The 17,254-nt window shown below is 69.4% G+C and carries 15 protein-coding genes; 9 read left to right on the forward strand and 6 right to left on the reverse strand.

The annotated features are described in order from the left end of the window. Positions 1–10 precede the first annotated feature (10 nt). Together WBA97_RS16840 and WBA97_RS16845 are read left to right on the forward strand one after the other, a co-directional pair. A complete protein-coding gene (locus tag WBA97_RS16840) occupies positions 11–673 on the forward strand; it encodes a class I SAM-dependent methyltransferase (RefSeq protein WP_424231769.1) in 663 nt (220 codons plus the stop codon). Positions 674–878: 205 nt separating this feature from the next. Further along, a complete protein-coding gene (locus WBA97_RS16845; protein ID WP_424231770.1) occupies positions 879–1,538 on the forward strand; it encodes a class I SAM-dependent methyltransferase in 660 nt (219 codons plus the stop codon). Between the two features lie 3 nt (positions 1,539–1,541). Here the strand turns inward: WBA97_RS16845 and WBA97_RS16850 are convergent, their stop codons facing one another. Further along, a complete protein-coding gene (locus WBA97_RS16850) occupies positions 1,542–2,705 on the reverse strand; it encodes a TetR/AcrR family transcriptional regulator (RefSeq protein WP_424231771.1) in 1,164 nt (387 codons plus the stop codon). Between the two features lie 207 nt (positions 2,706–2,912). Here WBA97_RS16850 and WBA97_RS16855 point away from each other — a divergent pair, with 207 nt between their 5' ends. Further along, the gene (locus WBA97_RS16855; RefSeq protein ID WP_424231772.1) at positions 2,913–4,472 is read left to right on the forward strand and encodes a long-chain-fatty-acid--CoA ligase; all 1,560 of its coding nucleotides are present in this window, start codon (positions 2,913–2,915) and stop codon (positions 4,470–4,472) included. Between the two features lie 7 nt (positions 4,473–4,479). On the opposite strand, the gene WBA97_RS16860 is transcribed toward WBA97_RS16855, so the two are convergent. Genes WBA97_RS16860 through WBA97_RS16870 form a run of 3 tightly spaced genes read right to left on the reverse strand, consistent with a single transcriptional unit; the run spans position 4,480 to position 7,621 of the window. After that, positions 4,480–5,520 (reverse strand): alcohol dehydrogenase catalytic domain-containing protein, encoded by a 1,041-nt coding sequence (locus WBA97_RS16860; protein WP_424231773.1) that lies wholly within the window; start codon positions 5,518–5,520, stop codon positions 4,480–4,482. A gap of 8 nt (positions 5,521–5,528) precedes the next feature. After that, positions 5,529–5,996, reverse strand: coding sequence for a DUF4334 domain-containing protein (locus WBA97_RS16865; protein WP_424231774.1), 468 nt, complete (start codon positions 5,994–5,996; stop codon positions 5,529–5,531). After that, positions 5,993–7,621, reverse strand: coding sequence for a succinic semialdehyde dehydrogenase (locus WBA97_RS16870; RefSeq protein WP_424231775.1), 1,629 nt, complete (start codon positions 7,619–7,621; stop codon positions 5,993–5,995). Before WBA97_RS16870 ends, WBA97_RS16865 begins: the two co-directional genes overlap by 4 nt. 178 nt (positions 7,622–7,799) lie before the next feature. Between WBA97_RS16870 and WBA97_RS16875 the strand changes: the two genes are divergently transcribed. Further along, complete coding sequence (locus WBA97_RS16875) at positions 7,800–8,993, forward strand: oxygenase MpaB family protein (RefSeq protein ID WP_424231776.1); 1,194 nt, start codon at positions 7,800–7,802, stop codon at positions 8,991–8,993. 99 nt (positions 8,994–9,092) lie between these two features. Here WBA97_RS16875 and WBA97_RS16880 read toward each other — a convergent pair whose 3' ends face one another. Further along, positions 9,093–9,683, reverse strand: coding sequence for a hypothetical protein (locus WBA97_RS16880; RefSeq protein ID WP_424231777.1), 591 nt, complete (start codon positions 9,681–9,683; stop codon positions 9,093–9,095). Positions 9,684–9,773: 90 nt separating this feature from the next. Between WBA97_RS16880 and WBA97_RS16885 the strand changes: the two genes are divergently transcribed. The 5 genes from WBA97_RS16885 (at position 9,774) to WBA97_RS16905 (ending at position 15,487) form a co-directional block, all read left to right on the forward strand. Then, complete coding sequence (locus WBA97_RS16885) at positions 9,774–11,384, forward strand: pyruvate, phosphate dikinase (RefSeq protein ID WP_424231778.1); 1,611 nt, start codon at positions 9,774–9,776, stop codon at positions 11,382–11,384. Between the two features lie 243 nt (positions 11,385–11,627). Next, a complete protein-coding gene (locus WBA97_RS16890) occupies positions 11,628–14,060 on the forward strand; it encodes a nitrate- and nitrite sensing domain-containing protein (RefSeq protein WP_424231779.1) in 2,433 nt (810 codons plus the stop codon). Between the two features lie 17 nt (positions 14,061–14,077). Continuing rightward, positions 14,078–14,515, forward strand: a complete 438-nt coding sequence (locus WBA97_RS16895; protein ID WP_424231780.1) for a roadblock/LC7 domain-containing protein — start codon at positions 14,078–14,080, stop codon at positions 14,513–14,515. Further along, positions 14,512–14,892, forward strand: coding sequence for a DUF742 domain-containing protein (locus tag WBA97_RS16900; protein WP_424231781.1), 381 nt, complete (start codon positions 14,512–14,514; stop codon positions 14,890–14,892). Before WBA97_RS16895 ends, WBA97_RS16900 begins: the two co-directional genes overlap by 4 nt. Next, the gene (locus WBA97_RS16905) at positions 14,873–15,487 is read left to right on the forward strand and encodes a GTP-binding protein (protein WP_424231782.1); all 615 of its coding nucleotides are present in this window, start codon (positions 14,873–14,875) and stop codon (positions 15,485–15,487) included. The genes WBA97_RS16900 and WBA97_RS16905 overlap by 20 nt, the downstream gene beginning before the upstream one ends. Before the next feature lie 81 nt (positions 15,488–15,568). Here WBA97_RS16905 and WBA97_RS16910 read toward each other — a convergent pair whose 3' ends face one another. Further along, positions 15,569–17,152, reverse strand: a complete 1,584-nt coding sequence (locus tag WBA97_RS16910) for a PEP-utilizing enzyme (RefSeq protein WP_424231783.1) — start codon at positions 17,150–17,152, stop codon at positions 15,569–15,571. Between the last annotated feature and the right edge of the window lie 102 nt (positions 17,153–17,254).

A 17,254-nucleotide genomic window follows, 5' to 3' on the forward strand; every position in this document is an offset into this window, starting at 1 on the left:
AGTCGCGGCTGTGAATTCCGTGCCTCAGCCTGCCGATCTCGAGGTCGTCCGCGACTCCTACGACCGCGTGGCCGACAACTACGTCGACATGGTGACGACGACGGGCCTCGGTGAGATCCGCACCAACCCGTGGCTGCGTGCCGCGATGGACGTGTTCGCCGACGCGGTCGGCGGGCTCGGCCCCGTGCTCGACATCGGCTGTGGACCGGGCACGGTCACCGCCTATCTGGCCGAGCGCGGCGTCGACGTCGCCGGGGTGGACCTGTCGCCCCGCATGATCGAGCACGCGCGCCGCCTTCATCCGGAGTGCGGGTTCAGCGTCGGGTCGTCGACCGACCTCGAGCTGGGCGAGGCGTCGTGGGGCGGGCTGCTGGGCTGGTGGTCGTTGTTCAACCTGCCACGGCACATCCTGCCGCGCGTGCTGTCGTCCTTCGCCAGGGCGTTGATGCCGCGGGGGGAGCTGATGATCGCGACGCACGTCGGCGACGGCGACCTGCCGCGCACCGAGGCCTACGGTGGGGTCCCGGTCCGCTGGACGACCTACCGGTGGCAGCCCGACCAGCTCGCCGCGCTGGTCGAGGAGGCCGGGCTGCGGCTCAAGGCCGAGCTGCGGCTTCCCCCCGACGGGCCGATCGGCCCCGCCGTGGTTCTCGTCGCACAGCGCGAACACTGACCCGGCGGTTCGTCTCCCATCGGCACCCGACCGCGAGGCGGAGTCAGGGTCTGTCCCATGGATCTTTGTGCGAAGGTCGGCGCTTGATCAACAGTTACCTCAGGGGAACGTGATGGCACTCGACCACTAACCACTTTGGTAACCGTGCTTGCGCTGGAACGCAACCCACACTTGAAAATCCGGGGAGGCGGACTAGTTTTTGCGGGTGGACTGGAAGGACTGGCACGACGAGTACGACCTGCCCGGTTCGTGGATGGCGCGGCGGTTGCGGGTCGTGCGGCAACAGATCAGGGCCGTCCTGGACGACGGCAAGCCGGGCCCGTTGCGGGTGATCAGCCTCTGCGCGGGCCAGGGCCGCGACCTGCTCGGGGTACTGGCCGACCACCCTCGTCGTGACGACGTCCTGGCGCGCCTGGTCGAGCTGAACGAGCGGAACGCCATGCTCGCCGACGATGCGGCGCGAGCCGCCGGTCTCTCCGGTGTGGAGGTGGTGACGGCCGACGCGTCGGTCACCGATCACTACGCGGGCATGGCACCCGCGGACCTCGTGCTGGTGTGCGGGGTGTTCGGCAACATCACCGACGCGGACATCCGGCGGACCGTCGGTTTCTGCGCCCAGTTGTGCGCCGCCGGTGGCACCGTCGTCTGGACCCGCCACCGGGAGGAACCAGACCTCGTGCCGGTGATCTGCGCATGGTTCGAGGACAGCGGCTTCGAACGCCGGTGGCTGTCCGCGCCCGACGCGGGCTTCGGCGTCGGCGTGCACCGCTTCACCGGCCAACCGAGGGAACTCGCCCGGGGTGAGCGCATGTTCACCTTCGTCGGCTACGACGTGCTGAGCAACGCGAAGCCAGACCAGACCTAGAGATCAGAGGCCCAGGGCGCCCATGAGCAAGGCGGCGACGGCGTCGCGGTTGGCGGGGTTGTCCTGCCACCGCAGTCTGCGGCCGGCCTCGACCACCACGCCGAGCCCGGCGTGGACGAGCACCCTGGCCTGACGCGAGTCGAGCTCAGGGCGGGCCAGCCGCAGTTGCTGTTCCCAGACGAGGATGTGCTCACGCTGCGCGATGACCAGGGGCCGCTGGAGGTTGGCGGGCAAGCCGATGAGCTCGGCGTTCGCGACGCTGGTCAGTGCGGTGTGCTCGAAGCTGTAGGCCACGTAGGTCGCCGCCAGCGCGGCCACGGCCTCGTGCGGGTCGTCGACCCCGCGAAGGTTCTGTTCCACCGCCTGGTTCAGCAGCGCCGCGGCCTGGAGGCAGGCCGAGGCGAGGATGTCGGCCTTGCCGGGGAAGTAGCGGTAGATCGCGGACGGGACCAGCCCAACGGCCTCGGCGATCTTGCTGTTCGTGACGTTGACGAAGCCGTCCTGTTCGAACAGCGGGATGGCGGCCGCGAGGATCTCCGAGCGCCGGGTGCGTGCCACGGGCTGGGTCGGCAGTTCGACGAAGTGCGCGCTTCCCGTGGCCGCCGTGGGGTCGGTCCCGACCACGCGCATGGCGGACGCCAGCAGCACCTCTTCCACCCGGCGTTGCGCGATCGAGGTGCGGTGCATCGTGAGGGACCCGATCGCACCCAGGGCCGCCGCGGCGCGCAGGTGCTCGTCGGGTAGCGGATGGTCGCGTCGTACGACGTCGGTCACCCGCCCGACGATGAGCGCGAACTTGGTCCTGAGCACCCGTCGGTCCTCGCGGTTGAGGTACCGGGCCTCCCATCGGTACAGGCCACTCGACGCACGATGGGTGACGGTGACCTGGGTGAGGGCGGCGAGCACGTCGGTCAGGGGTGCTTCCGGTGGCACGTCGCCGAGCGCGGCGACGAGGCGGTCCACCATGACATTGGCGCACTCGGCGAACAACGCGTACTTGTTCGGGAAGTGCCGGTACAGGGCCGCCGCGGTGATGCCGACGTTGGCCGCGATCTCCTCCATGGACGCCGCGTGGTAGCCGTGCTGGCTGAACACCCGGCCGGCCGCTTCGACGATGAGCTGCTTGCGGTTACGCGGTCGAACGGCCGCGGCCGGCTCGGCGGTCACAGCGGCACCCGGGCGGACGTACACGGGGACAGGGCCATACGCGCCAGTCAACCACGAAACGGACCACGGCTCCGAGACCATCCCGGCGCGGGCGTGCCCGCTCGGCCATCGTGTGACTTTTGATTAACTTACTCCTTCTCAACCGGCCGTGTGTGCGGTCATAATGACGCGTCCCCCGCACGATTCGGCACCCCGAGGAAGTGGTCAATGCCAACCGAAGCGGTTCCCGCCTGGTCCTTCCGGCACCACTGGATGGCGCACGCGGCCACCCACGCGATGATGCGACCGGACAAGCCCGCGCTGCGTTACCTCGGGGAGACGACGACCTGGGCCCAGTTGTCGGAGCGGTCGCTTCGCCTCGCCGCCGCGCTCGCCGACCGAGGCGTCACCGAGGGTGACCGCGTGGCCCTGCTCACCCTGAACCACCCGTGGTTCGTGGAAAGCGTGTTCGCGGCGAACAGCCTGGGGGCCATGGCCGTCCCGCTCAGCTTCCGGCTCGCGCCGATGGAACTCGACTACATCCTGGCCGACAGCGCGCCATCGGCCGTCGTCGTCGACGCGCGGCTGCTGCCGCTGCTCAAGGCCGCGCCGAATGCCGCGTCGATCGGCACGGTGATCGTCATCGGCGCGTCGGAGGACCACCTCGCGTACGAGGAGTTCCTGGCCGCACACGAGGCGATGGAGCTGCCAGACGTCAGCGAGGAGTCGACGGCGCTGATCATGTACACCTCGGGCACCACCGGCAGGCCGAAGGGGGTGATGCTGTCCCACCGCAACATGCAGCTGCAGGCGCTCACCTGCGTCCGGGCGATGGAGATGTTCGACGACTCCGACGTCGGCTTCCTGACCGCGCCCTTCTTCCACATCGCGGGCCTTGGTTCGATCGTGGCGAACATCCTGGTCGGTGGCACGGTCGTGATCCACCCGCTTGGTGCCTTCGACCCGAAGGCGGTGCTCGACGCCTACGAGCGCGAGGGTGCCACCGTGGTGTTCAACGTGCCGCAGCAGTGGGACCTGATCTGCGCCCAGCCGGACATCGGCGAGCGTGACCTGAAGCTGCGGATCATCAGCTGGGGTGCCGCCCCCGCGAGCGACGCGACGCTGCGCGCCATGGCCGAGAAGTTCCCCGGCGCACTGAACGTGGCCGTGTTCGGCCAGACCGAGACCTCGCCGATCACCTGCGTGCTCAGCGGCGAGGACTCGCTGCGCAAGCTCGGCTCCGTCGGCAGGCCGATCCCGACCATCCAGTACCGCATCGTGGACGACGCCATGAACGACGTCGCCACGGGCGAGGTGGGCGAGATCGTCTACCGGGGGCCCACCGTGACCAAGGGCTACTGGCGCAAGCCGCAGGAGACCGCCGAGGCGTTCGCTGGCGGCTGGTTCCACTCCGGCGACCTGGTCAAGCGGGACGAGGAGGGCTTCGTCTGGGTGGTCGACCGCAAGAAGGACATGATCATCAGCGGCGGCGAGAACATCTACTGCGCCGAGCTGGAGAACGTCATCGCCGCGCACCCGTCGGTGCGGGAGGTCGCGGTGATCGGCAGGGCCGACGAGCGCTGGGGCCAGGTGCCGGTCGCGTTCGTCACCGCCGCACCCGGCGCCGAGCCGTCACTGGGGGAGCTGACCGGGTTCCTCGACGGACGGCTCGCCTCCTTCAAGATGCCCAAGGACCTGGTGGTGGTCACCGAGCTGCCGCGCAACGCGGGCGGCAAGGTGATCAAGGGCGCGCTTCGCGCCATGGACGAGGAGCAGGTACGGGTCTGAGGCTCCGTCACGGAGACGGCAGGAGCACCGGCTTCAGTGCCAGGCCTGCCCGCTGGTCGGCGACCGCCCGGTCGAACTCGGCCAGCGGGTAGGTCGTCACCAGGCGGTCGATGGGCAGGCGGCCCTGCCGGTACCGCCGCACCAGTTCGGGCACGAGCACCAAAGGCTCGGCGTCGCCTTCGACGCACCCGCGCACCTGGAGTCCCCGCAGCAGCAGGGTCCGCACGTCGAGCCTCGCTTCCGAGGGTCCGAGCCCGACGAGGACCAGCACCCCGCGCGGTTCGAGCAGTGCGAGCGCGCGGGAGATCAGCTCGGGACGCCCAGTGGTGTCCAGCGCGTGGGTCACCGCCGGTATCGGGTCGTCCAGTGAGGCGACGGCCTTGGCGCCGAACCCGGCCGCGAGTTCGCGGCGCGCCGCGACGGGCTCCACCACGACGACCTCGACGCCGTCGGACAGGGCGGTCAGCACCGCGGCGGCACCGACCCCGCCGCAGCCGACCACCAGCAACCGGTCGCCGAGCCCGGGGCGCAGGGTGTTGAGCACCGCGCCGGCGCCGGTCAGGAAGCCACACCCCAGCGGCGCGGCGACCTCCGGTGCCACGTCGCCGATCCGGACGCAGGACCGGGCGTCGGCCAGCGCCGCCATGGCGAACGACGACTGCCCGAAGAACGCCCCGAACACTGGTTCGCCGCCGACCCGGATCGTCGGCGACCCGTCCAGCCGCCGCCCCGAACTGTTCAGCGCGGCCGCCGAAGCGCAGTACGCGGGCTGGCCCGCCCGGCACTGCCCGCACCCGCCGCAGGACGCGAACGAGAGCACGACCCGGTCGCCGACGGCCAGGGTGCCGACCTCGGTGCCGAGCCGCTCGACGATGCCGCAGCCCTCGTGGCCGAGCACCGAGGGCCGGTCCCCGAGCGACTGCCGGGTGACGAGGTCCGTGTGGCACACCCCGGCCGCCTCGATCCGGACGATCACCTCGTGCCGCCGGGGGTCGTCCAGCTCGGCCTCGACGATCTCGCTTGGCGCGGCGCCACGCGAGAGCAGCACCGAGGTCCTCAATCGCGCTCCAGGCCGAAGTAGAAGTGGCGGCCGTTCGCGAGCACGACGCCCGGCTTGCCGTTCATCACGCCCATCAGGGTGTCGTCGTCCACGCGCTTGAAGTGGTCGAAGACCGGCATGCCGTCGTACACCATCGTGGCGGTGACCTCACCTCGGAACTCGACCTGCCACAGGCTGGCCTCCCCATTGCCAGAGGCGGTGTCGGAGTAGAGGCTGCCGTCCTGCGCCCGGCAGATCAGCGGCTTGGCGTCGTCCAGCGCGACGAACCGCTTGCCGTGCCACCGGGTCTTGGCCAGCCTCCTCTCGATGGGATGGCCGGTCGGGAAGGCGAAGCCCCGCCAGGAGCCGAGGATCGCCGACGCCTCGACGACCTCGAGGTCCGCCCACATGGCGTCGAGCTCATCCGGGTCGACCAGGTCCGGCGCGGCGCGGAGTGCCGCCCACCGCTCGATGACGTCGCTCATCGGACCCTCAGCCTGCGCAGCAGGCCCAGCTGCCGGTTGGTGCTGTGGACGAACTTCTCCGCGGTCGACTTCGGCGGCGGGCCCAGCGGCATGAGCCGTTGTTCCGCGATCGTCTGGCTTTCGGTGTACTTGCGGATTCCCTCGGCGCCGTGCCGCCTGCCGAGCCCGCTGTCGCCCATGCCACCCATCCCCGCCTCGATGCTGCCCGCCGCGGCCGCCGCGCCGTCGTTGATGTTGACCGAGCCTGCGCGGACCCGCTCGGCCATCCGCTGTGCCGTGCGGCTGTCCTTCGACCAGATCGACGCCGAAAGGCCGTAGGTCCCCTGGTTGGCCAGTTCGACGGGGTCGCTGCCATCGGCGTAGGAGTACAGCGAGATCACCGGGCCGAAGGTCTCCTCCGCGCACACGGTCATGTCGGGGGTGACGCCCTCGAGGATCGTCGGCTCGTAGAACAGCGGGCCGAGGTCGGGGCGGGCCCTGCCGCCCGCGAGCACGGTCGCGCCCTTGCCGACCGCGTCGGCGAGGTGCACCTCGACGGCCGCGAGCTGCGCGGGTGAGACCAGTGAACCGATGTCGGACGAGTAGTCGTAGGCCGGTCCGAGCCGCAGCGCCCTGGTCACCCGCGCGAGCTCGTCGCGGAACGCGTCGTAGACCTTCTCGTGCACGTAGACGCGCTCGATGTGGATGCACATCTGCCCGGTGTTGGCGAAGGCGGCGGCCGCCGTGCCCGTCGCCGCGGCGGTGATGTCGGCGTCCTCGCGCACGATGAGCGGGTTCTTGCCGCCGAGTTCGAGGGAGGCACCGACGAGCCTGCGCGCGGCACGCTCCGCCACCGTGCGACCGGTGGCGGTCGAACCGGTGAAGCAGACGAAGTCGACGGTGTCGACCAGTGCGGTCCCCACCACGGACCCGGAACCGGTCACGATCTGCCACAGGTCGTCCGGCAGGCCGGCCTCGGCCATCAGGGCGCGGGTCCACAGCATGGTCAGCGGGGTCTGGGAGTCCGCCTTCGAGACGACGGCGTTGCCCGCGAGGAGCGCTGGCAGCACGTCGCCGACGCCGAGGTAGAGCGGATAGTTCCAGGGCGAGATGATGCCGACGACTCCCTTCGGCACCCGCACCTCCCTGACCTTCGTCAGGCCGGGCACCATGCCGCGCACGCGGTTGGGCGCGAGGTAGTGCCGTGCGCGCCGCGCGTAGTGCCGGGCGATGGTCGCGACCTGGGCCACCTCCTGCCAGGCGTGGAACCGCGCCTTGCCCGTCTCCCACTGGATCAGGTCGAGCACCTGCTCCTGCCGCGCCAGCAGCAGGTCGTGGAAGGCGAGCACGACCTCGCCCCGGCGCGCGGCCGACGTCCCCGCCCATTCCCGCTGGGCCTGCATGGCCGCCACGACCGCGGCCGCGACGTCCTCCTGGGCACACGCGGGGACCGGCGCCGTCGGCGACTGGTCGAAGGGCGCCACCGGGGCCACCGGCTCCAGCACGGAGTCCCCGTGCCGCGTCACGTCTCGGCGCACCCACTCACACCACTGCGCGACCAACTCGTCGCTCACCCAGGCGGGTCGGGAACTCGCGGCCGTGGTGATCGTCGGAGGCGCCGGTGTCCGGCCCTGTTCCCTGGTCATGCTTGCTCCTCTTGGGTGGCGGACCGATTCAGGTGGTGATTCCCTTGCCGACCGGCGGCTCGGTCGATATGTTAACGAAGAATCTCACATCGGATCAAGTGTGAGGGTAGCTGGTTTGCTACCGCGAGACCCTGGAAAAAGCGGCGTCTCATGCCTACCGAGGAAGCTAGGTAAGTGAATGAGCAATCTCAGCAGAAGGAACGTCCTGTCGCTCGGCGTTGCGCTGGGCTTGGTGAGCGTGGCGGGCGCCGCCCAGGCAGCGGCATCGACGGGTTCGGCGGCCGCGGGCACCGACCCGTGGTGGGCCTGGGACGACGAAGTCGACAGCTTGCTGGTGGGACTTCTCCAGAACGGTCAGGTCCCGGCGGTCAACACCGCGATGCGGTCCTGGGTGAACAACAGGGACGCACTGCCCAGCGGCCTGCCCGCCAACCTCGCCACCTACCTCCAGAAGGTCAACAAGCTGCCCTCCTGGGCCAACCGTGACAAGCTGCGGCTCGCCGCCGACTTCAACCGGCGCAAGGACACCTACCTGTTCATGCTGTACGGCCTCGGCAGCGGCATCATGAGCACGGTGATCCCGCGTGAGGCCAAGTCGGTCTACTGGTCCGCGGGCGGCGCCGACATGCAGGACCGCGCGGCCAAGACGTTCACCTTCGGCTACGACCTGAGCGAACTGAACGCCTTCGAGCCCTCCGGTCAGTTCGTGGTCACCGCCAACAAGACGCGCCTGGTCCACGCCGCGGTGCGCCACCTGCTGCCGCAGTCACCGCACTGGTCGGCGGTCGCGGACGAGCCGAACAGGATCCCGATCAGCAACGGCGACATCCTGGTCACGTTCCACAGCCTCGGCACCTTCGTGCACAAGAAGCTGAAGGACTGGCGCGTCCCGATGACGGCCGCTGAGGAGGACGCCTTCCTGCACTCGTGGCAGGTCGCCATCTACCTGCTCGGCGTGCGGGAGGAGTTCATCCCCCAGACGTGGGCCGCCGCGCACGCGCAGTCGGCGCAGGTACTCACCCCGATCCTCGCCCCGTCGACCGAGGGCAGGGACCTCGCGGAGGACCTGCTCGGGCTGACCGCGCAGATCGACCTCGGCGTCACTCGCGGATTCCTCAACGAGTTCGTGCGTTACGTGCTCAGCGACGAGATCGGCGACTGGCTCGGGCTGCGGCGCGACTACGCGGCGGCGGCCCTCGTCCGCACCGGGTGGCCCACCTACATCGCGTTCCGGGAGGGACTGCTGCCCATCATGCCGGTCGGGTTCTACATGTTCGACCAGTTCATCCGCGCGATCGCGATGCTGTTCCTCAACGGCGTCAACTCGCCGACGACCACCCCGATCACGATCCCCACGGGGAACCGCGCCTGAGGCTGACAGCCTGTTGGTGGTTCGCGAATGCCCTCTCGCTCAAGGTGAGCGAGGGGGCATTTCGTTTGGGTGGCGGGCTTTGCCTCCGGCAGCGGCCAGTCAGGTCGCCTCTTCCGCCTGCCGCGAGCGGCCCAGGGTGATGAAGAAGCACTCATGGCACTCGAACCAGATGTTGTGGTAGGAGTCGACGAGGACTCCCGTCAGGTGACTGGTTGAACCGGACGCGAACCGGTCATACGCGCGAGTGAACCGCGCGCTGTACTCGGCGAAATGTGGCGCTCCTGGCGTGATCTCCGCCAGGAGTTGCTGAACTCCCTTGTCTATCACAGAAAGTGGGGCGACGAAGTCCGCGGTTCCCTGGGACTCGGTGCGGCCCTGCCAGTCCGCGCACAACTGCTTCAGCTCGTCATTCAGTCTCCGGAAGGTCTCGTAGCGGTCGGCGACCAGGACCTGGGCACTCGGGCTGATCTCCGTCATTCGCCTGTCCGAGGAGAGTCTGCCGTTCGTGGTGATCTTCCACCCCAGACGTGGCTTTCCAGTGTTCTCGGCCAGGCCGCTGGACTCGAGGTCCAGCAGAGCAGCCGAAACCCGCTCCGGAGTGGAGTCGAGTACCTCGACGAGCGACTCGGGTGTGGCACGTCCCCTGATGCGGAGAACGTGCAGCATCGGGTCCGTGACATCGGCGGGCATCGGTGGTTCCTCCTCGGTCTCTGAGCGAGTACGCTCCCGCACTTTCCTTGTGGCGAGCAGGATTCTGGCCACCCGAGCACAGGAGCAGACATGAACGTGGCAGGCGTGGAAGCGACGAGGATACTGATCCTCGACGGCTCGGTCGACGCGGACCCGGTGGTCGTCGGTGGCAAGGCGGCCGGTATCGCGAGCATGATCTCCTCGGGGTTCCCGGTGCCGCCCGCGTTCGCCTTGTCCACCTCGGTGTGTCGCGAGTTCCTGGTTGCCGGCGACGGCGTGCTGGACGCGGTGTGGGCCGGGATCCGTGCCGGAATGAGCCATCTGGAGCGGCAGACCGGCAAGGGATTCGGCTCGGTCGACGCGCCGTTGCTCGTCTCCGTGCGCAGCGGTGCGGCCACGAGCATGCCCGGCATGATGGACACGGTCCTCAACCTGGGGCTGAACCAGGAGATCGCGGATGGCCTGGCGCGCACCCGCGGCGCGGAGTTCGCACGCGACACCAGACGCCGCTTCGAGGAGCTCTTCTCCGAGGTCGTCGGCGACGAGGACATCCCGGCCGATCCGTGGCGCCAGCTGCGTCTCGCGGTCGCGGCCGTCTTCCGGTCCTGGCGCTCGCCCAGGGCGGTGGCCTACCGGCGCAGGTACGGGCTCGACGACGAGGCCGGCACTGCCGTGACCGTGCAGGCGATGGTGTTCGGCAACGTCGACGAGCGCTCAGGGACCGGCGTCCTGTTCACCAGGAACCCGTCCACGGGTGAGCCGGAACCGTTTGGCGAGTGGCTGACCCGCGCCCAGGGCGAGGACGTGGTGTCCGGTACTCGCGCGCCGCAGCCGCTGGACGCGCTCGCCCGGCTCCTGCCCGAGGTCCATACCGAACTCATTGACCACGCTCGACGTCTGGAACAGCAGAATCGCGACGTGCAGGACGTCGAGTTCACAGTGGAGAGCGGCCGGCTATGGCTGCTGCAGACGCGCTCGGCGAAACGTTCCCCGCGAGGCGCGGTCGCCTTCGCCGCGGCACTCGGTCGGGAAGGTCTCATCTCGACGGCGGAAGCCGTCTCCCGGGTGACCGCCGACCAGGTGCGAGCCGTGCTGGTGCCCGGCCTGGATCCCCGCGCACGCGTTGCGGCCGCCCTGGTGGCGCAGGGCACGCCGGCGTGCCCTGGCGTGGGCACCGGGGTCGTCGTGACCGACCCGGACGAGGCCGAGCTCCGTGCCGCCGACGGTGCCGCGGTGGTGCTCGCACGCCGGACGACGAGCCCGCGCGACCTGCACGGAATGCTTGCCGCTGCCGCGATCGTGACCGAGATCGGCGGTGCGACCTCGCACGCGGCCGTGGTCAGCAGGGAACTCGGGGTGCCATGTGTGGTCGGTTGTGGTGACGGCACCGTGACCGCCCTCGACGGTGGGACGGTCACCGTGTGCGGCGACACCGGTGAGGTGCGGCAGGGAGAGCTCCCGCTCCGTGTGGTGTCCGAAGCGGACGACGAGGACCTGCGGCTTCTCACACTGTGGGCGCGTGCGGTATCGCCGATGGCGGCGTGGCGTCCGGACGAGGTACCGGCGGAGATCGAGGTCGTCCCCGGTGTCGACGTCTCGTCCGACGCGGCTGTCGCGAACGCGTTGAGTGACAAGGTTCGCGACGTTGTCACCGACCATCCACTGCCGGTGATGCTGGCCGCGATCCACGTGCGACACTGACCTCGATGCTGGAGCCGAACAGTGTTTGGCTCCAGCATGGCTGGCTCTACCTGTGACAATGCCTTCCCTTGCAGTGGAACAATTTCGCTGAACCAGTACCTAGGTTTTGTAACCGATCGGTGTGTGATTTGATTTGCCGTCACCGGGGCCGGGACATGCCGATGCCACGAATTCAGCGGACAGGGCGAAACGTTGCACGTATCAACCGCAGAGGAATCCCACGCGGGCTCACAGTCGCGGTGGGTGCTCAAGCGCAGGAGATCGAAGAAGAAGAGCATCCGCAACCGCGTCCTTGCGATCGTGCTCATCCCCAGCGCCGCCCTGCTGGTCACGGGCGCCTCGGTCGCCGGTTACCTGATCTCCGAGGGCGTGGAGGCGCGGGACTTCTCCGGCTACCTCGGGCAGGCGATCGACCCGCTGGTCGAGTTCGCGTCCGTGGTTCAGCAGGAGCGCACGATCTCACTGCGTGCCCTTGGTGGTGACCAGGACGCACGGGCCGGTCTCGAAGCGCAGCGGAACACCACGAACGCGGTGCTCGCCAAGATCGCCGGGCTCGCCGAGGTGGTGCAGAACCTGAACCCGGACGCGGTCTCCCAGTCCAACGCCGCGTTCGCCGAGCTGTCCACCCAGATGACGTTGTTGCGCCAGGGCGTCGACGCTGGTCAGGTCGGCCCCGCCGACGTCGACGCCTTCTACACCGGGCTCGCCGGCGTGCTCATCACCGGGTTGGAAGGGACGGCGCGCACCAGCCCGGACGCGGCGACCGCTGCCGAGGAGACGACCACGGTCGACCTGTTCTGGGTGACCGACCTGCATTCCCGGGCGGTCGGTCTGGCCGCGGGTGGTGTGCCCCAAGGGCGACTGGGTGTGCCAGAACGAATGGTCGTCGCCCAGCTGACCGGCGCCTACCGCAACCAGCTTCTGGCACTGAGCAGCCGCCTGACCGACGCGGAGGAGGCACGCTACAAACGCCTGGTCGCCTCCGACGCGTGGCGCATCGCCACGGTCGTGCAGGACGACCTCGCCCAGCGCGGCAGTACCGACGTCCCGCTCGGCGACTGGATCGCCGCCGAGGAGGAGGTTTCCGCCGAGCTGCTCGGCCTGTGGGGTGATCACTTCCGCCACGCGGAGGGCCTCGCCGAGGACGCGGCGAACACGTTGCTGACGCAGGCGATCATCGCCGGTTCGCTCGTGCTCGTGTTGTCCGTCACGGCGTTCGTCATCGCCGTCTACATGGCCAACGCGCTCGTGCGCCGGCTGCGGAGACTGCGTACGAACACCCTCGAGCTGGCCGACGAGAAGCTCCCCGCGATGGTGGCGCGCATCGCCGAGGGCCACGAGGTCGATGTCGACGCCGAGCTGACCAGGGTCGACCACGGCACCGACGAGATCGGACAGGTCGCCGAGGCCTTCGAGACCGCGCAGCGCACCGCGGTCGCCGCGGCCGCGGCCGAGGCGAAGACCCGAGGTGGCTTCAACAAGGTCTTCCTGGACATCGCGCACCGCAGCCAGGTCGTCGTGCGCAAGCAGCTGGAGGTGCTCGACGTGGCGGAGTCCAAGCAGGGCGACCCGGAACACCTCGAGCTGCTGTTCCAGCTTGACCATCTCGCCACGCATGCCCGGCGGAACGCGGAGAGCCTCCTGATCCTTGGCGGTGGACAGCCAGGGCGGAGGTGGCGCACCCCGGTGCGGCTGGAGGAGATCGTGCGGAGCGCGATCTCCGAGACCGAGGACTTCGTGCGGGTCAGCGCGGTCCGGCTGCCCGATGTGAAGCTCCTCGGTGTCGTGGTGGCCGACCTCATCCACCTCCTGGCCGAGCTCATCGACAACGCGACGTCGTTCTCGCCGCCGGACTCCCCGGTGACCGTGCGCGGCAACGTTGTCGGCAAGGGCGTGGTGGTCGAGGTCGAGGACCAGGGACTCGGCATCGGTTTCGAGGAGCGTGACCGTCTCAACGAGACCCTGCGCAACCCGCCGGACTTCCAGGCCATGGCACTGGCGGGGCAGCGGCACCTCGGTCTGTTCGTGACCGGTCAGCTGGCCAAGCGGCACGAGATCTCGGTCAGCCTGCAGGAGTCGGCCTACGGCGGGATCAAGGCGATCGTGCTCATCCCGTTGTCGGCGGCCGAGAACGAGGACCGGGAGTCGCCTGCGCAGCAGCAGCGGCAGGAGCAGCTGATGTCGTCCGGGTCGTCGCGCACCGGCAGGCACCAGGCGGTACAGCCGAGTTTCGTACCGCAGCCGACGCAGGATCCCGTCCCTCGGCTGCCCCGCAAGGCTGACGGCGGTCACCGGCACTGGCCAGGGGAAGAGCCGGAGACGATCTCGCTGCCGCAGGCCGTGTCGAGTTTCGAGGCGTTCGAACCGGTGACGCCGGTCGAGCTGCCGGTCGAGCTGTCCGTCGAGCGGCCACCGAGTCCGCCATCGCGCGAGCGGTCACCGGGTTCGGCATCGCGCGAGCGGCCACCGGGTTCGCCTCGGCGCGATCGGCCCCAGTTGCCGCGTCGTCAGCGTCAGGCGAACCTCGTGCCGCAGCTCCAGCTGGAGGCCCAGGACACCCAGATGATCAGCAAACCCAGGCCTGCCCGCACCCCTGACGAGGCCAAGAACTCGATGTCGTCCTTCCAGCGAGGAACGCGCCAGGGGCGCGCCAATCCGTCTGAGCACAACCGATGAACATGAATGGTCAGGTAATGAACGAAAATGTGGTCAGAGGCAATGCGCGCGGCCTGGACTGGTTGCTCGACGATCTGGTGAAGCGCCTGGCTGGGGCCGAGAGAGCTGTCGCACTGTCCGCCGACGGCCTGCTGCTGGGCCGGTCCACGAGCCTCGACCGGGAGCAGGGCGAACACCTCGCGGCGATGGCGTCGGCGTTCCGAAGCCTGGCGCGCGGGGTGGGTACCCAGTTCGACAAGGGACTGGTCCAGCAGACCGTGGTCGAGCTCGAGTACGGCTACCTCGTGGTCACCGAGGCGGGCGAGGGCGCCTGCCTCGCACTGCTGGCTTCGGCCACCGCCGACCTCGGCATGCTCGCCTACGAGATGAATGTGATCGTGCAACAGGTCGGCAAAGTCCTGGCGGTGACCCCCAGAGGCATGGTCACGGAGATGCCGGTTCCGCACGCACCATGAAACACGCGAGTGACGACGAGTCCTTCGAGTTCGATCCAGGGCCGCTCATCCGCCCGTTCGCGGTGACCCGCGGGCGTGCCGGGAAGGACCTGCACGAACTCGACATCATCACGTTGGTCGTCGCCGTCCGCCCCGATGCGGACGTCGCCTCGCTGGACCGGGAGTACGGGGACATCCTGCGCCTGTGCCACCGCCGGCCGCTCTCGATCGCCGAGATCTCGGCCAAGATGGGCCTGTTGCTGGCTGCGGTGAAGGTGCTCGTCAGCGACCTCATCAGTTCCGGTCACCTCATTTTCCGGTCGCCGCCTCCGCCCGTCTCGGGCAGGCCCGACATCAAACTGTTGCAGGCGGTGCTTGATGGCGTTCGAAACCTCTGACCGGAGTGTCGGCTCCCCGGAACTGGCCGGGGTGCGGGCGGTCAAACTCCTCGTCGCCGGTGGGTTCGGGGTTGGCAAGACGACCCTGGTCACCTCGGTGAGCGAGATCAAACCCCTGCGCACCGAGGAGCGGTTGTCCTCGATCGGGGCGGGGGTCGACAACCTGACCGGTGTCGAGCGCAAGACCACGACCACGGTGGCGCTCGACTTCGGCCGGATCACGATCAACTCCGAAGTGGTGCTCTACCTGTTCGGGACTCCTGGGCAGGACCGCTTCTGGTTCATGTGGAAGGAACTGTCGGTCGGCGCGCTCGGTGCCGTCGTGCTGGCCGACACCCGGCGCATCGCGGACTCCTTCGGGTCGATCGACTTCTTCGAGTCACGGGGGATCCCGTTCATCGTGGCGGTGAACTGCTTCGACGGAGCGGAGATCTACGACGAGGACGAGGTGCGCCAGGCGCTCGACATCTCCGAGCACGTGCCGGTTCAGCTGTGCGATGTGCGGGACCGCGACTCCGCCAAGCGCGTCCTCGTGCGCCTGATGGAGTACCTGATGACCGTTGCGACAGCCGGGGTAGCAGCCGGGACCTGGTGACACGGGCGAAACGACGCCGGCACCCCCTCGGGGGTGCCGGCGTCGTTCGTCAACGGTGGTCGCGCCCGCTGGTGTCGGTGCTCACCGGGTGGCGCGCTCAGTCGCGGTCACGGGCGCGAGGACCTCGACCACGCCGCGGTCGCCGTCGACGCGGATCCGCTGGCCGTCCCGGATTTGGCGGCTGCCCTCCTCGGTCCCGCACACGCACGGCAGGCCCAGCTCCCTGGCGACGATCGGGCCGTGGCTGAGCAGACCGCCGAAGTCGGTCACGACGGCCCCGGCGACCAGGAACAGGGAGACCCAGCTGGGATCGGTGGTCTCGCAGACGAGGATGTCGCCGTCGTCCAGTTCGGTGGTCGCCGGGTCACGGACCACCCTGGCGCGCCCTTCGACGACGCCGCCGCTGGCCGCCACCCCGGTGATCGTGGTGCCCACCGGGGCGTCCGCCACGGCGTCACCGCCGATCTTGATCAGCTCGGGCATCCCGGCCCACGCCTGCGGAAGCCGGTAGCCCAACCGGTCCTCGTACTGGGCGCGTCGTTGCCGCACCAGCTCGCGGCGGTCGGTCGCGTCCCCGGAGACCAGCTCGTCGAAGGTGAGGTGGAAGACGTCCGCGGCGTCGTCCAGAAGTCCTCGGCCGGCCAGGTCCGCGCCGACCCGGCGGGCAGCGGCGCGGGCGACGTCGAAGGTGAGGAGGTAGCCGGCCTTGCCCTGCTCGCGCAGCGCGAGGAAGCGGGCCGCGAGGTTGGTCAGCAGCGTGATGGACCGGCGCTGGATCGGCGACACCGCCTTCTTGAGCTCCGCCGCGGCCTCGTGCCGGATGCGGGTCTGTTCGGCGGCGCGGTTGCGGGGCGCCCTCGGATCGTCGGCGGACACCGCGCGGTAGTCGGCGAGCCGGGCCAGGATCGGCGCCGGATCCTCACGCCACGAGATGCTGTGCAGCTGGCCCTCGTGCGGGCCGTGGTAGCCGTGCCGGTCAAGGAAGGTCGCCAGGTCGAGTCGCTCGTGTGCGAGCAGCCACAGGTCCTGGGCGACCTCGTTCTCGTCCGACCCGACACCCGACAGCAGCCGGGACTCCAGGCCGGGCACGTTCGCGGCGGCGACCATGGGGGCGAGCCGGTCGGTCAGGCCCGAGCTGACGAACGCCACCAGCAGGTGGAGGATCATCATCCGCTCGAAGCGTTCCCTGGCGTCGAGCAGGATCGCCAGGCTGTCGGCGACGGGCTGGCCGGGGATCGTGGGCAGGGTGCGCAGGCGCCACTCGCGAAGGTCGGCGAACATGCGGTCGTGTCGTTTGGGCAGGGTGATGACGGCGCGTGGCGCCTTCACCCCGATGATCGGGTACCGACGCATCGAGTTGTCGTCGACGGTGCCTTCCCGCACGTAACCGAACAGCTGTTGCTCGATGGCGGTCGCCGAGGTGCCAGGGAGGTAGCGCGCGACAGCGCGGAACTGGTTGATGTTGGCCGCCGCGCGTCCGGCGAAGGCGGTCCAGAACTGGTCCTCGATCCGCTCTGGTACGGCCAGCTCGGCCTTTCCGAACACGCCCATGCCGAGGAACATCTTGCGGAACGCCAGCTCCATCGGGAGGTGGATGAAGCTGAAGCCGAGTGCGGTGGAGACACCGGGGAAGGCTTCGGCGACGTTGCCGGTGGTCCAGGTCACGCCGGGATCGCATGCCGCGTTGTCGAGCGGGTCGGATCCTGGTGTGGGAGGAAGCATGAGCAACACCAATCACTGTTTGGTTTTGGTAGGGACCGACGGATC

Source organism: Actinophytocola sp., from assembly GCF_049647105.1.
Lineage (GTDB): Bacteria > Actinomycetota > Actinomycetes > Mycobacteriales > Pseudonocardiaceae > Actinophytocola.